The 13,601-nt window shown below is 40.5% G+C and carries 15 protein-coding genes; 2 read left to right on the top strand and 13 right to left on the bottom strand.

Features of this window, described 5'->3' with window-relative positions; translation table 11 throughout:
- Positions 1–40: 40 nt before the first annotated feature.
- Positions 41–859, bottom strand: a complete 819-nt coding sequence (locus GO621_RS16370) for an SGNH/GDSL hydrolase family protein (RefSeq protein ID WP_232335687.1) — start codon at positions 857–859, stop codon at positions 41–43.
- A gap of 105 nt (positions 860–964) precedes the next feature.
- The gene (locus tag GO621_RS16365) at positions 965–2,041 is read right to left on the bottom strand and encodes an SGNH/GDSL hydrolase family protein (protein WP_157569007.1); all 1,077 of its coding nucleotides are present in this window, start codon (positions 2,039–2,041) and stop codon (positions 965–967) included.
- Positions 2,042–2,292: 251 nt separating this feature from the next.
- Here GO621_RS16365 and GO621_RS16360 point away from each other — a divergent pair, with 251 nt between their 5' ends.
- Complete coding sequence (locus GO621_RS16360) at positions 2,293–3,039, top strand: acyl-CoA desaturase (protein ID WP_157569005.1); 747 nt, start codon at positions 2,293–2,295, stop codon at positions 3,037–3,039.
- A gap of 122 nt (positions 3,040–3,161) precedes the next feature.
- Here GO621_RS16360 and GO621_RS16355 read toward each other — a convergent pair whose 3' ends face one another.
- From GO621_RS16355 to GO621_RS16330, 6 genes are read right to left on the bottom strand one after another with little or no spacing between them, the layout of a single operon-like run.
- On the bottom strand, positions 3,162–4,172 hold the full coding sequence (locus tag GO621_RS16355; RefSeq protein WP_157569003.1) for a YihY/virulence factor BrkB family protein: 1,011 nt from the start codon (positions 4,170–4,172) through the stop codon (positions 3,162–3,164).
- A 9-nt stretch (positions 4,173–4,181) separates the two neighbouring features.
- Complete coding sequence (locus GO621_RS16350) at positions 4,182–4,589, bottom strand: acyl-CoA thioesterase (RefSeq protein WP_157569001.1); 408 nt, start codon at positions 4,587–4,589, stop codon at positions 4,182–4,184.
- A 1-nt stretch (position 4,590) separates the two neighbouring features.
- The gene (mltG, locus tag GO621_RS16345; RefSeq protein WP_157568999.1) at positions 4,591–5,655 is read right to left on the bottom strand and encodes an endolytic transglycosylase MltG; all 1,065 of its coding nucleotides are present in this window, start codon (positions 5,653–5,655) and stop codon (positions 4,591–4,593) included.
- A gap of 12 nt (positions 5,656–5,667) precedes the next feature.
- On the bottom strand, positions 5,668–5,973 hold the full coding sequence (locus GO621_RS16340) for a rhodanese-like domain-containing protein (RefSeq protein ID WP_157568996.1): 306 nt from the start codon (positions 5,971–5,973) through the stop codon (positions 5,668–5,670).
- A 2-nt stretch (positions 5,974–5,975) separates the two neighbouring features.
- Positions 5,976–6,761, bottom strand: coding sequence for a PASTA domain-containing protein (locus tag GO621_RS16335; RefSeq protein ID WP_157568994.1), 786 nt, complete (start codon positions 6,759–6,761; stop codon positions 5,976–5,978).
- A 42-nt stretch (positions 6,762–6,803) separates the two neighbouring features.
- Entirely contained in the window at positions 6,804–6,950 is a 147-nt protein-coding gene (locus GO621_RS16330; protein WP_157568992.1) for a hypothetical protein, read from the bottom strand.
- A gap of 14 nt (positions 6,951–6,964) precedes the next feature.
- Between GO621_RS16330 and GO621_RS16325 the strand changes: the two genes are divergently transcribed.
- Entirely contained in the window at positions 6,965–7,969 is a 1,005-nt protein-coding gene (locus GO621_RS16325) for a D-alanine--D-alanine ligase (protein ID WP_157568990.1), read from the top strand.
- A gap of 81 nt (positions 7,970–8,050) precedes the next feature.
- Here GO621_RS16325 and GO621_RS16320 read toward each other — a convergent pair whose 3' ends face one another.
- The 5 genes from GO621_RS16320 to GO621_RS16300 form a co-directional block, all read right to left on the bottom strand.
- Entirely contained in the window at positions 8,051–8,467 is a 417-nt protein-coding gene (locus GO621_RS16320; protein WP_157568988.1) for an acyl-CoA thioesterase, read from the bottom strand.
- 138 nt (positions 8,468–8,605) lie between these two features.
- Positions 8,606–10,048: a capsule assembly Wzi family protein gene (locus GO621_RS16315; protein WP_157568986.1), complete on the bottom strand. Its 1,443-nt coding sequence runs from the start codon at positions 10,046–10,048 to the stop codon at positions 8,606–8,608.
- Positions 10,049–10,268: 220 nt separating this feature from the next.
- Positions 10,269–10,700, bottom strand: a complete 432-nt coding sequence (locus GO621_RS16310; protein ID WP_157568984.1) for a DUF1810 domain-containing protein — start codon at positions 10,698–10,700, stop codon at positions 10,269–10,271.
- Positions 10,701–11,035: 335 nt separating this feature from the next.
- Positions 11,036–12,226 (bottom strand): glycine C-acetyltransferase, encoded by a 1,191-nt coding sequence (kbl, locus tag GO621_RS16305; RefSeq protein WP_157568982.1) that lies wholly within the window; start codon positions 12,224–12,226, stop codon positions 11,036–11,038.
- A gap of 171 nt (positions 12,227–12,397) precedes the next feature.
- Positions 12,398–13,357: an NAD-dependent epimerase/dehydratase family protein gene (locus GO621_RS16300; protein WP_157568980.1), complete on the bottom strand. Its 960-nt coding sequence runs from the start codon at positions 13,355–13,357 to the stop codon at positions 12,398–12,400.
- Between the last annotated feature and the right edge of the window lie 244 nt (positions 13,358–13,601).

Genomic DNA, 13,601 nt, shown 5'->3' with positions numbered 1-13,601 from the left:
TCACCTTTATCCTTTCATCCTTCATCCTTTCACCTCAAACCTATCCCTTCACCACCTCCATCCAAGCCTGGGCCATTAACTGCGCGCCTGCCAAAGTTGGGTGTACGCCATCAGGTGTCCAGTAACTGCCTGGGGCAGATTTAACCGCTTTATCAAAAACAGATTGATAGGGGATAAAAGCAGCATCAAACTGGTTGGCCATATCGCGTGCGGCTTTTTGGTATTCGGGGAATTCGGGGTACCAGGTTTTGTCCACCGCTTTTACCTCAGGCACGGCAAAAGGTTCGGCAATAATCAGTTTGACGTTAGGCAAAGCTTTTTTAGTGCGTTCCAACAAAGCCTGGTAATCTTTCCGGTAAACTTCTATGGTACCGTTGTACTTGCCATCGTGCTTGTGCCAGTAATCGTTCACGCCGATCAGAATGCTTAAAACATCAGGTTTTAAATCCAGGCAATCTGCGTCCCAGCGTTCTGCCAACTGGTAAACTTTGTTGCCGCTGATGCCTTTGTTGTAAACTTTCAGGTTTTTTTCGGGATACTTAAACAACAATTCGGAGCCGGCAATCATGGCATAACCCGAACCTAAAGCACTTGGATTATTCGGGTTCATATTTTCTTTGTTCCTTCCGGCATCTGTGATCGAATCTCCCTGAAAAAGAACAGTGTTGTTTTGTCCGATACTAATTTTGCCCACTTTAGCTTCTGCAAAAGCAGTTGTAATAATTTCGGTAATAGACAGCGCAGAAACGCCAGCGATAGAGCCTGCTTTAATAAAATTTCTTCTTGAAGTGAGGTGGTTCATCATTCGGTTTTTAATTTGGTTTATCTTTTTGTTCATGGTTGATGGTTCATGGTTCATGGTTCATGGTTATTGGTTCATGGTAGTTGGTTATTGGTTCGTTGTTCATGGTTTGTTGCGGTTTTCTATCAACTATGAACCATCAACTATAAACCAACTACTAATCTACCATTTAATAGTTTTATCAATATAAGCAATCAGGTCATTTGCCATTTTTTGTTGTTCGGGCACCTTTGGATGGCCGGGCGTATTTTTGTAAGGGAAAAAGTGTGTGTAAATGGCTTTATCGTTTAATTGTTTAACCGCTTTTTCTATATATCCTGGCCATGGCGAACCTTCCCTTGTAGCATCCATACTTCCTAAAGCACAAATAATTTTTGCTTTTGGATATTTATCTCTGATATTTTGAACCAGGTTTTTATAAGCCACAACAATGTCATCCGCAGAAGGTGCTTTCGTACCAAAACGGTGCTTAAATTCGGGATTGTTTGGTTGAAGCGTTATCCAGGCATCATTTTGAAAAAGATTAATCACAACCAGATCAGGCGTATATTTAGAAAAATCCCATTTACTGGTAGAATCTGTTGGGTCTAAACGATCGTACATTTCGGGCATAATCAGCGGAAACCAACTTACTAAAACGCCAATCCCGCTTTTTGCAATGCAGGAATATTGGGCATTAAAATGTCGGGCGGTAATTGCTGCATAACTAACATAGTTGTTTTCAAAATAGCCAATCGGCGAATCTCCTTTTAAATCTTCTGTTGCATAACCGCAAGTAATAGAATTACCATAGAACTCAATTTTTCTTTTTGGCAAAGCCGGTGCCGGTAAAACCGATGCTTCTTTTACCGGCAAAAAACCGTAGAACCAGGTTTTGCCTTTGTCCCATTCGGTCCGTTTAAATAATTCTAAAGTGTGTTTTCCGTTGGATAAGCCAGCAGCAAGCTGATAAACTTTTTTAGAAGTATCAGGATGGATTTTGCTGATGATATTTTCATCCACAATTACCTGATAATAATTGGATGTATCCTGGTCTTTTAAAACAGCCGCAATTCCGCTTCCGGTAAAATTGATCTTAACGGAAGCGCCCGGCCAGTATAATTCTGCCGCACCTGCTTTAAACCCTGTTCTCCCGGAATAGGTGATCCGCGGATCATCAAAAGAAATTAGTTTGTCCTGCGCCTTAGCATACAAAAAAAAGGTTGATAAAAACAGTATGCCTGTTAAAAATTTAATCATCGGTAGAAATAGTTATTATAGGTTTTGCTTACAATTTTACAGAAATGTTTTTTAAGTAAGATTATCTTCATTTTGTTAAAACTTAAATCTTTGATTATCCGTTAATCAGTTAATATAAAGGTTAGCAATAACGTTATATTGTTTTTCTGATCCTCCAGCCATCAATATTTTTCCTGCCTGCAGCTTCCGATTTACTACTTCTACAATAATTTATACTGCTTTTACTTGTTATTTACTCAGCTCTTCACCTCATGGCTATCCTCATCTTTTTTGTCCTGCACTGGTATTTTTCGTTGTTTTTTCAATCCTTTTTTCATCATCGTTACGCTGCCCACGGTATGTTTACCATGAGTAAAGGCTGGGAAAAAGTATTTTATGTATGTTGTTTTATTACGCAAGGCTCGTCCTACATCAGCGCTACAGCTTATGGCATGATGCACCGTTTGCACCATGCGCATACCGATACGGAACAGGATCCGCATTCGCCGCATTACTCAGAAAATGTTTGGTTGTTATTATTAAAAACCAGAAACAATTATAACGGGATTTTTAAAGGAAATACGGAAGTTCAAAATAAATACAAAAAAGACCTGCCAGTTTGGGATTCTTTTGATAAATATGCACACAATTGGTTTACGCGTGTACTTTGGGGCGCCATTTACCTTACCATTTATTGTTTTTTAGCTACGGCCTGGTGGCAGTTTCTTTTCCTGCCGTTAACATTTGCAATGGGCGCTTTGCAAGGGTTAGCCGTAAACTGGTGGGCACACCGTTTTGGTTATGAAAACTTTCATGGAAAAGATACTTCAAAAAATATCCTTCCGGTTGATTTTTTGTTCTGGGGAGAAGCGTACCACAACAACCACCACAAATTTCCGGGAAGGGCAAATAACGCCATCAAATGGTTTGAGTTTGATTCGGGTTTTCAGATGATGCGTTTGCTTAATTTCGTGCATATTATCAAACTAAAACCAACTTTAGCATTTGCTAAGATTTAGGCGATAAAAGAAGCATTGATTTTTTTGCGCTGCTGTCCCGACCAACGGGAGAGATCTTATTTGGATATGCGGATCATACTGCTTTGATGAAGATTCCTCCTATCGTCGGAATGACAGGGAACTCATTCCCTGCGATAATTCATACCTGATTTTGGTGCTTCTTTTACCACCTCTTTTTTAGGTTTTAAAGTATTGAAACTCGGCTGTACGATTTTGATGCTTTGTTTAGACAGATCGATACTGGCATTCAGTTCAAACCCCAACAAAACAATCAAGGAGTTAAGGTAAAGCCAAATCATGGTTACAATTAAAGTGCCGATAGAGCCATAAACTTTATTGTAGGAAGAAAAGTGGTTGATGTAATAACTGAAACCAAGCGAAGTAAGCACTGCCAAAGCGGTTGCCATAATAGAACCTGCGCTTAAAAACTTCCATCTCCGGGCGTGTGTTGGCGCGTAACGATATAAGATTGAAACGGTTACAAAAAAAAGCAGGATAACCATGACCCAACGGGTTACGGTGATCAGAAAGATCCAGATACCGCCGCTACCATGTAAATGATGCCGGATGATGCTGATAAATTTCTGTCCTAAAATCATAATGCTGATCCCTCCGATAAAAGCAGAAATAATCATCACCGTTAAAACCAGTGCAACTAAGCGCCTGCGCAAATATGGCCGGGTTTCTGTTGCTAATGCTGATTTGTTAAAAGCTTTCATCAGCGTAATTACACCGTTTGTAGCAAAATAAACTGCCGATAAAAAGCCGAACGATAGCAATTGCCCGTTTTGGTTATTCAAAATATCCTCGATGGTGCCTTTAAAAGCAATAAAAGCATTGGTTGGCATTACGGTTGCCAGAACGGACAACAATTTGTCTTGAAAATGTTTAATTGGAATGTAAGGAATTAGCGTGAACAGAAATATAATTCCGGGAAAAATAGCCAGCATCAGGTTATAAGCTAATCCGGATGCTTTGTTTACCAGTGATTCTTTCTTGACTTCCTTTAGGAAAAAAACGGCAATTGTATATAGCGGCAGCGAATTGAAACCCGGCAGGATCAATACTTTCGTCCAGTTCAAAAAATATTCGTAAAATTTAAAGCGAAGCAGAAAATGATGCAGCCAAAACATGAAGTAAAGCTATACGAAAAAAGGCTTTAAACGTTCCAGAAATTCGTTGGAAGGCAAACACGGGCGGTTGGTTTTTCGGTTTACAAAAACAAGCAGTGTTTCGCCAATATGGATCAGTTCTTCCTTTTCATTATATAATTCGTATTTAAAGTGGATGCGGATGCCTGGCATCTTCTCCATAATTACTTTAATGCTGATTTCTTCATCATACAAAGCCGGTTTCAGGTATTTGCAATGCAACTCTAACACAGGCATAATTATGCCCGATCCTTCCATTCCACTGTAAGTCATGCCTAAACTTCGCAGCATTTCCACTCGTCCAACCTCAAAAAACTCCGCGTAATTGCCGTAATACATGTAACCCATCTGGTCGGTTTCGCCGTAACGGACACGTATTTTTGTAGTGTGGGTAAACATATCAGCGTTTGATGTTTCTTTGGTTTAGCGCCTGCTGAAATTTACGTGCATTTACTAAATGGTCTGCCATGTTGGTAGCAAAATTATGATAGCCGGAAAAATCTTCTTTTGCGCACATGTAAATGTAATTATGCTTTTTGTAATTTAAAACGGCATTAACCGCATTAACAGAAGGCATCATGATTGGGCCTGGAGGCAAACCAACATTTAAATAAGTATTATAAGGAGAATTGAAAGTCAGATATTTATTAAGCACCCTTCTTATTGTAAAATCCTGTAAAGCAAAAATTATAGTTGGGTCTGCTTCCAGTTTCATGCCCCGGTTTAAACGGTTAAGATATAAGCCTGCAATGGTTGGCATTTCATCATCGTGCAAAGCTTCCGCATCAACAATCGAAGCCAGAATGCTTACCTGTATCGGCGTTAATCCGGCCGCCTTGGCTTTTTCTTTTCGCTCCGGTGTCCAGAATTTTTGGTACTCCTCATTCATCCTGTTGAAAAACTTTTCGGCAGAAGTATTCCAGAACATTTTATAGGTGTTTGGCAAAAACATGGTATATACGTTATCGGGCGTAAAACCATATTTTGTTAAATAACTGGTTGAATCCAGCAAAGCAAGGAGCGAAGCAGAGTCAGGTTCTATTTTTTTAGCAACATATCCGGCAAACTGAGATTTTAGCCTTAATCTGCTGGAAGAATGAAAGGCTAAATCAACAGGTTCCTGTTCGCCCAAAAACAGCATCCGGATGAATTTTTTATTGCCCATGCCTTTGTACAGGCGGTATTTACCAGGTTTTACGCGGTTTTCATACTTCATACTGTAGGCAACCTGCATAAAAGAAGTTGTATCTTTTACAATGCCTTCGTTTTCAATAGTTTTTAAAACGTCATTAAAATTAGAACCTGTATGAATATATAAATATTCCTGGTTATCGGTTACGTTTGGCCCGTAATATTTAAAGTAATAATTAAAGCCGGTAAAAGCCAGCAATAGCAACAGCAGGATGCCAAGTGCAATCAAAAACTTTTTAAGAAGATGTGGTTTCTGGTTATTTTGTTCGGACATGTCAGAATATATTTAACGGATTTTGTACAAAGCTAACAGGCCGCCTTCCAGGTTCCGCACATTTTTAAAGCCGTGCTGCTGTAAAATATGCTGACCGGTTTCGCTGCGCAAACCCATTTTACAAATAACAATAATTTCTTCGTTTTGATGATAACCCAGCTTATTTAGGGCAGTTTCAAGTTTACTTAACGGAATATTTGTCCCGCCGATATTATGTGCTGAAAATTCGACAGGTTCCCGTACATCCAACAAATTCAGTTGCTCACCCTTTTGCAATCGGTCAAGCAATTCATCTGCCTGTATATCTTTAACTTTCATTATTAAGGATTTCCAGGTGTAGCTGATCCCTGTGTAACGGTTATGTTGATCCGGGTCCCGATGCTTGTTTTAGCCGTAGAATCAGTGCGCATGGGCATTTGCGATTTAACCACCACTTTCGTAGAATCAGTAATGGTGCCTTCGTAAGTAACCGTTCCTAAAGTTAAACCTGATTGGCTGATTACAAATTTTGCTGCATCCAGTTCCTGGTTGGTTAAATCTGGAATATCAACTTCGCTTGCGCCTTTTCCATCGCCCAGAACCAAATCAATCCGCGATCCTTTTGGCAGTTTTGTGCCTGGTTTAATTATTTCTCCTGCAAAACGGACTTCTAACACGCGGTTGCGGGCAATATCAGAACGGTAAGTGGTATCGCCCAGTTTCAGGCCCGAATTAGAAATGGTAGCAATTGCTTCGCGGAAAGTGATATTTTCCAGATCCGGTAAATTGATATTTGGGGCGAGTTTGGTAATTACCGTTAAGTAAATAGTACGGTTTTCTTTTACGTTAGTTGCCGGGTCCGGGTCTTGCTGTACAACTGTTCCAGGATCTTTATCCGGAAGGTAAACAGAGTCAATTTTATATTGAAACCCTTGCTGATCGAGCAGGGCAGAAGCATGGTCAATCTGCATCCCGATAAGTTTTGGGACCGGGATACCGCTACCGTGGCGGGTGTAATAATTTAAGCTGAAAACAGCGGCTAATACCACAAATAATACAGCTAAAGCTGCCAGCAGCAGGTTTTGGAAAAAGCTTTTACTTTTAAGGTAGGCGAAAAAAGAACTCATTTACAGGCTGTTGTAAGCATCCGATTATTTTTGTTAACTCTTTCAAACATACTCAAAACTGCTTAAAATTTTGTGCATTGCATAAAATTCCGGGCAATTACTGCTGATCGGGAAATTTCCGTTTTCAAATTCAAAAAATTCCGGTAAAACTATTCCTGCCGATGCTTCTTTTACCAATCCTTTTTTCAATTATCTTTGGCTTTATGACTGCCAGAAACATTGCCCTGATGGCCGGAGGTTATACCGGAGAATATGAAGTATCTATCAACAGCGCACGTAATATTGCTGCAAATTTAGACAAGGAAAAATATCAGGTTTATACTATTTTGGTAAACCGGAATAATTGGTTTTACACATCCCCAGAGGGAGAAAATATTGAAGTTGATAAAAACGATTTCAGCCTGACGTTAAACGGAGAAAAAATAAAGTTTGATGCTGCTTTTATCACCATTCACGGTACGCCCGGCGAAGACGGAAAATTGCAGGGTTATTTTGATATGATCGGCATTCCTTATAATAATTGTGATGCGGCAACATCGGCTTTAACCATGAACAAAGCTTATACCAAAGCAATTGTAAAAGATATTCTGGGTTTGCATGTTGCAGGTTCTGTCCAGGTTTTTCGCGGACAAAAGGAAGCTGTTCCAGAACGTATCCAGCAGTTAAAGTTTCCGTTGTTTACCAAACCCAATAATGGAGGAAGCAGTGTTGGCATGTCAAAAGTAAGCGTAAAAGAAGCATTGCCCGAAGCATTGGAAAAAGCTTTTGCAGAAGACGAACAGGTTTTGGTGGAAGAATTTATAAAAGGCCGCGAATTTAGCATCGGCATTGTGAAGTTTGATGAAGAAATAATGGTTTTGCCGGCAACAGAAATTATCAGCTCTAAAGAATTTTTTGATTACGAAGCGAAATATACGCCAGGCGTATCACAAGAAATTACACCGGCAGATTTAAGCGAAGCCCAAAACACACGCATAAAAAGTATTGTAAAAGAAGCATACCGCGTTTTAAACTGTAAAGGCATGACGCGTATTGATTTTATTTTGCAGGAAGAAACGGATGATTTTTATTTTATCGAGATCAACACCACGCCGGGCCAATCGGCAAACAGCTTAATCCCTCAGCAGGTCCGCGCAGCAGGAATGAACCTTGGCGAATTTTATGGGAGATTGATAGAAGAAGGGTTGAAGGAGCGGGGAGCGAAGTAAAATTGCCGAAAGGAGCGGGGAGCGTACCATCAGAAGCGCAGCAAGATTTGCACTCTCCGCTCATCTCACCCCGCTCTTTCCTCAAATCGTATATCTCGCAACCATCTCTTCGCTCACTTTTACGCCCCGGCCGGTTTTGGTATCAATTAAAGTGTAATCGAACCAGCCATCGCAGCAAACCTTTTTTGTTTTTTTGTTGATGATCTCAAATTGCACGCGGCAGCCTTTATCGGCAAAACTTTCGATGCCGGTACGAACCGTAAATTCATCGCTCATGGTTAAAGCACGTTTATAATCTACATAAGCCGTGCGCACTACCCAGCCGTAACCCTGGCTCATAAATTCTTCCATCGGCATTCCGTAAAAACGCTCCATCTGGTCGTAACGGGCAGCCAGTACATAATCGAAATATTTGCTGTTGTGCACGTGCTGAAACATATCGATATCGTCTGGCCTTACCTTAAAATCTGTTTCGAAAATGCTGTAAGGAATATTCATGCTCTTTGAATAAACAGCAAATATGACCGAAAAATATTAGCCCTGATAGCGAAGCTGCGTTTATGATGCTTCTTTTACAAAGTAAAAATTTAGAAGGTTGACTACTGGCTTGTTTTTGGCAAGTTTTAAACCTGATTTTTAATCCCTTCCAAAATCTCTAAATTGCCAGTGTACACCTACCAATCCTCCGAAATTATTGGTAAAATCACCGGCATCCAATGCAAATCCTGCTGAAAGCTTTAAATTGTTGGAAACGCTGTAATACAATTCCTGTAGAGTATAAAGCTGGCCCAGCCCCGCACCGCTGTTCTGGTACTTTCCGTTGGTATAAGTAACCATTGTTTTGCCCCCTAACTTATCATTAAACTGAAGCAGCAAACCAATATTGCCACCGATAATTTGGTTGTAAATGATATTGGAATTACCCGGGATGTTGCTGCTGTTCCAATTAAAAGGCGCAATACCTCTTTGCTGAAAATAAGGATAGAACTGCGCCCTGTACCGGTTGATGAACAGCGGTGTGCCAATTATCCGGTTATCATATTCCCAGCCTGTTTTGTAATACCCGTTGTTATAATAAGCCTGGCGCTGCTGCTGCGGGGCGTAATTCTCGGCCTGTTTGGTGTATATAAACTCAACCAGTAGTTTTTTAAGCACTGCATTTTCTTTTTTAGGAACGATGCTGATACCAGAGAGATTATCTATATTTCTTATATCCACACCCCAGGGCCCATCGAAAGGCGTCTGGTGATAAAAATGGATGATGTTGTTATTAGTTTCTAAATCAAACCCCAATTCAATTACGCCGCGCTGGTCGCCGGCATAGTAATTCCCGTAAGTAAGAATACTTTGCGGGTCGATGCCAGAACCATCATTAACATTACTGCGGAAGAAAAGCACATTCGTAAATCCCTTAAAAGACCGGTCTAACTGGATGCTGTCTCTCCGGCCGCCCCATTCTGCGTAATGCTGTGCGCCCACAAAAAACTTAAACTTTTTTTTACCAGCCCGCAGGTACAAGGTTTTTTCGTGATAATAAGAATTCAAATAACGGTTGTTGCCCAGCCAGCCGTGGCTCAGCTGCCCTTTTATTTGTAACCAGCCGTTTGTAAAAGGCACATCTACATAATCAGTCAAGGCAATGCTTAATTTGGGAATAGGCAGTGCATTGCCGCTAACGCCTAATGAGCCGCTGGAAAGCTCTTTATCTGATTCTCCCGGAATATCCTTGAAACGCCCGTATCTTATTTCAAGTTTTTTAAAACCTGCTTTGATATAGCCTTCCTGAAAAATCACATCCTGGAAATGGTTGTTGTTAATTACATTGATCCCGTATTTTACATAAAGGTCATTTTGTTTTTTACCAATCCAATTGGTGTTGGTAAACCCAACATAAGTTGAAGCATCGTATTGCTGATTGGTAATAGCTCCCCAACGGTTAGACACCAGCCATAAAGGCTGATAACCTTTTGTTGCAACTGTACCGATAGAACCTGCCTTTACCTGTAAAGAATCCAGCAACTGGCAATAGCTATTAGCTGCAATTGAAACAAAAAGAAAAAAAGGTAGAAGTATCTTCATATTAGATGGGAAATGCTTTTATGCAAAAACATACATTTTTAATTGCAGCAAAATACTATTTTTTATGGGCATTTTTACGCATAAAAATGGTATTTAAAATGCTTCTTTTACCGGGTTAAAATGTGTGTTGTATTTGAGGGATGGTTAAAAATCCTAATTCAAACAAATCCTTTGGTGCTTTTCTTTCTGTTTACGAAAGCTAATTTCAGTAAAAATATATTCACTTGTTACCTGAAGTTATCTGCAGGGTTTTATGGTCCTTCGACCCGTTAAAAAATTTCTCTAAAACGGCCTGAAAAACCGGATTGGTGCTTTGTAAAGAAGCAAACAAGGTCATGCAGGATTTTAATTTCAGGTCATCCGGGCTCCCGAATATTTGGCTTGCATTGTTAGTATTAAGTTTAAGTAATTCTTTGGAAATGCTAATTAACCTATCTCCTAAAACCGGATGTTTTAAAAATTCTTCCGCTTCGGCTACATCTTTTATCGCATAAAACCTTGAAGTTTCGCTAAAACCTAAACCTTGTATCTGCGGAAAAATATACCACATCCAATGGCTTCGTTTACGGCCATTTTTAATTTCTGTTAAGGCCGTTTGATAATCGGTTTGTTGCGCATCAATAAATCTTTTCAGGCTGGTTTCTTTAGGCATACTGGTTTTGATTCTACTTTAAGTAATATTAAAATGGATATATAGCTTATAATGAGATTAAAAATCTTTAGCTCAAAAGCACCGGATTGCAAATCCGGACTAACAAGTTGCTGATGCTTCTTTTATCAGGTAAAAATTGGCATCGTATTTTTTATACTATTGGCTTGGAATTGTAATCTATAAAAGACAAAAAGCAACAACATTTTTAGGGCATAAAAGAAGTATCAAAAATTCCTGTAAGTTTTAAATTGGATTTACAAGATCAAGCCAAACTCTTATCAATCCAATTTAAGTATTAAGTTTTAAAAAGACAATTCAAAAATTATTATTGCTTATCATTCAATCACCTTTAATGCTTTGCCAACTTTGGTAAATGCGGCAATGGCTTTATCTAAATGTTCGGTATCATGTGCTGCGGATATCTGTACGCGTATCCGTGCTTTTCCCTGCGGAACTACCGGGTAATAAAAACCGATCACATAAATACCTTCTTCCAGCATCCGGGCTGCAAAATCCTGTGCAAGCTTTGCATCGTACAGCATTACCGGCACGATCGGGTGTATGCCCGGTTTAATGTCAAACCCTGCGGCAGTCATCTTCTCCCTAAAATATTTCGTGTTGTTTTCCAGCTTGTCTCTAAGTTCGGTTGTTTCACTCAGCATATCCAATACTTTGATGGAAGCGCCGGTAATGGCCGGGGCAAGTGTATTAGAGAAAAGATAAGGCCTGGAACGCTGGCGCAACAGATCAATAATCTCCTTGTGCCCGGACGTAAAACCGCCCGAGGCGCCACCCAATGCTTTACCTAAAGTGCCGGTAATAATATCAATGCGGCCCATCACGTTGCGGTATTCGTGCGTTCCCCTGCCCGTTTTACCCATAAAACCAGAGCAATGGCTGTCATCGATCATCACTAAGGCCTGGTATTGACCGGCCAGGTCGCATATTTTATCCAGCTGGGCGATGGTGCCATCCATCGAAAACGCACCGTCGGTAACAATAATACGATGCCTTAAATTCTGCGTGGCTTTCAGTTTTTCTTCCAGGTCGGCCATATCATCGTGCTTGTAACGATAACGCTGGGCCTTACACAACCGTACGCCGTCAATAATTGAAGCATGGTTCAGTTCGTCCGAAATAATCGCGTCCTGCTCATTAAACAAAGGTTCAAATACGCCGCCGTTGGCATCAAAAGCGGCTGCATATAAAATGGTATCTTCAGTACCTAAAAAAGCCGACAGTTTTTTTTCGAGTTCCTTGTGGATATCCTGTGTACCGCAAATAAAACGCACAGAAGCCATGCCGTAACCATGTTTGTCAACTGCTTGTTTTGCAGCCTCGATCACCTCTGGGTGCGAAGACAGGCCGAGGTAATTATTGGCACAAAAATTAATCACCTGCCTGCCGCCCTGCACCGTAATGTCGGCACCCTGCGGCGATGTGATGATCCTTTCCTTTTTATATAAACCTGCTTTTTCAATTTCGGCAAGTTCTTTTTCTAATGCCTGTTTTAATGTTTGATACATCTTAAATTTTGATTTATGTTCTTTGAATTGATGCTGAAAACTTCATTCTTGCCGTTATAAAACCCGTTCCGTTCTAATATTTTATATCCAATCAATGCTTCTTTTATGGCATAAAAAACTTCGAATTTTAGTTGAAAACCGGATCGCGATTTTATAGCGGTAAAAGAAGTATTAATGGTTTGCATGCGAAATATATTGCCTTGTTAAATGGGCAATCATTTCGGTTGTGATTTGTGCCAGGTCGAAATCAGGTTTCCAATTCCAGTCTTTTCGGGCTAAGGTATCATCAATAGATTCGGGCCATGACTCAGCGATGGACTGCCTGAAATCCGGGGTAAAGGTACAATCAAAAGCAGGAACCTGTTCTTGTATATTTTTAAAAAGCTCGGCAGGGGTAAAGCTGATCCCGGTCAGGTTATAAGAAGTTCTAACGCTTAGCTGACCGGCAGGCGCTTCCATCAGTTCTGTAGTGGCGCGCAAAGCATCTTCAATATACATCATGGGCAAGCGGGCATCTTCCTGCAGGTAGCAGTCGTAATTTTGGCCGGCTACGGCTTTGTGATACATTTCTACCGCATAGTCTGTTGTGCCGCCGCCAGGTATCGATTGGTAGCTGATGACGCCGGGATAACGCAGCGAGCGCACATCAACCTGATAGCGGGAGTGGTAATATTGGCACCAGTTTTCGGCTGCAACTTTGCTCATGCCATAAACGGTTGCCGGGTCTAAATAGGTGTTTTGCGGCGTAAACCTGCGCGGCGCGCTTTTGCCAAAAACAGCAATAGAACTCGGCACAAACACCTTTTTTAAATGCAGTTCTTTTGCAGCTTCCAGTACATTCAGCAAGGTTTGCATGTTAATGTTCCAGGAACTTAAGGGATTGCTTTCGCCTTTGGCTGATAAAACGGCGGCGAGATGATAGATCTGTGTAATGCCATGCTTCTTTATTACCTTTTGTAAGGTATCCGACTGCTTGGCATCCAATATTTCAAAAACAGCTGTTGGATGAATAGCTGGCTGTAAATCAGAAGCGATAACCTGGCCTTCCCCGTATATTTTCTGTAATTTGGGTAGCAAGGCCGTACCGATTTGTCCGTTAGCGCCGATAATCAGGATTTTATCTTTATTCATATTGTCGGATGAAAATTTAGTCGAAGATAAAAACAAGAAGTGGAATTACGGATGTTGTGGCACGAATTGCCTGGCGCTTAGAATGCTTCTTTTACCTACCGGGTAAAAATAGGATTTTGTTTTATGGTGGGATTAAAAATCTAAAGTTCAAAACACCGGATTACAAATTCGGAATAGCAGATTGTTTGTTTTCTTTTGGCATGTATTTTGGTTTTTAGGTTTGAAAAGATTTAAAATATAAAGA

It is taken from the genome of Mucilaginibacter arboris (genome assembly GCF_009754915.1).
Classification (GTDB): Bacteria; Bacteroidota; Bacteroidia; order Sphingobacteriales; family Sphingobacteriaceae; genus Mucilaginibacter_A; species Mucilaginibacter_A arboris.
This window is presented reverse-complemented; position numbering and strand designations above follow the sequence as displayed.

Coding starts and splice junctions, on each gene's coding strand:
- GO621_RS16370 (WP_232335687.1), bottom strand. CDS start 859: ATGAACCATGAACCATCAACCATGAACAAAAAGATAAACCAAATTAAA.
- GO621_RS16325 (WP_157568990.1), top strand. CDS start 6,965: ATGACTGCCAGAAACATTGCCCTGATGGCCGGAGGTTATACCGGAGAA.
- mltG (WP_157568999.1), bottom strand. CDS start 5,655: ATGTCCGAACAAAATAACCAGAAACCACATCTTCTTAAAAAGTTTTTG.
- GO621_RS16360 (WP_157569005.1), top strand. CDS start 2,293: ATGGCTATCCTCATCTTTTTTGTCCTGCACTGGTATTTTTCGTTGTTT.
- GO621_RS16300 (WP_157568980.1), bottom strand. CDS start 13,357: ATGAATAAAGATAAAATCCTGATTATCGGCGCTAACGGACAAATCGGT.
- GO621_RS16310 (WP_157568984.1), bottom strand. CDS start 10,700: ATGCCTAAAGAAACCAGCCTGAAAAGATTTATTGATGCGCAACAAACC.
- GO621_RS16340 (WP_157568996.1), bottom strand. CDS start 5,973: ATGAAAGTTAAAGATATACAGGCAGATGAATTGCTTGACCGATTGCAA.
- GO621_RS16315 (WP_157568986.1), bottom strand. CDS start 10,048: ATGAAGATACTTCTACCTTTTTTTCTTTTTGTTTCAATTGCAGCTAAT.
- GO621_RS16350 (WP_157569001.1), bottom strand. CDS start 4,589: ATGTTTACCCACACTACAAAAATACGTGTCCGTTACGGCGAAACCGAC.
- kbl (WP_157568982.1), bottom strand. CDS start 12,226: ATGTATCAAACATTAAAACAGGCATTAGAAAAAGAACTTGCCGAAATT.
- GO621_RS16355 (WP_157569003.1), bottom strand. CDS start 4,172: ATGTTTTGGCTGCATCATTTTCTGCTTCGCTTTAAATTTTACGAATAT.
- GO621_RS16320 (WP_157568988.1), bottom strand. CDS start 8,467: ATGAATATTCCTTACAGCATTTTCGAAACAGATTTTAAGGTAAGGCCA.
- GO621_RS16335 (WP_157568994.1), bottom strand. CDS start 6,761: ATGAGTTCTTTTTTCGCCTACCTTAAAAGTAAAAGCTTTTTCCAAAAC.
- GO621_RS16365 (WP_157569007.1), bottom strand. CDS start 2,041: ATGATTAAATTTTTAACAGGCATACTGTTTTTATCAACCTTTTTTTTG.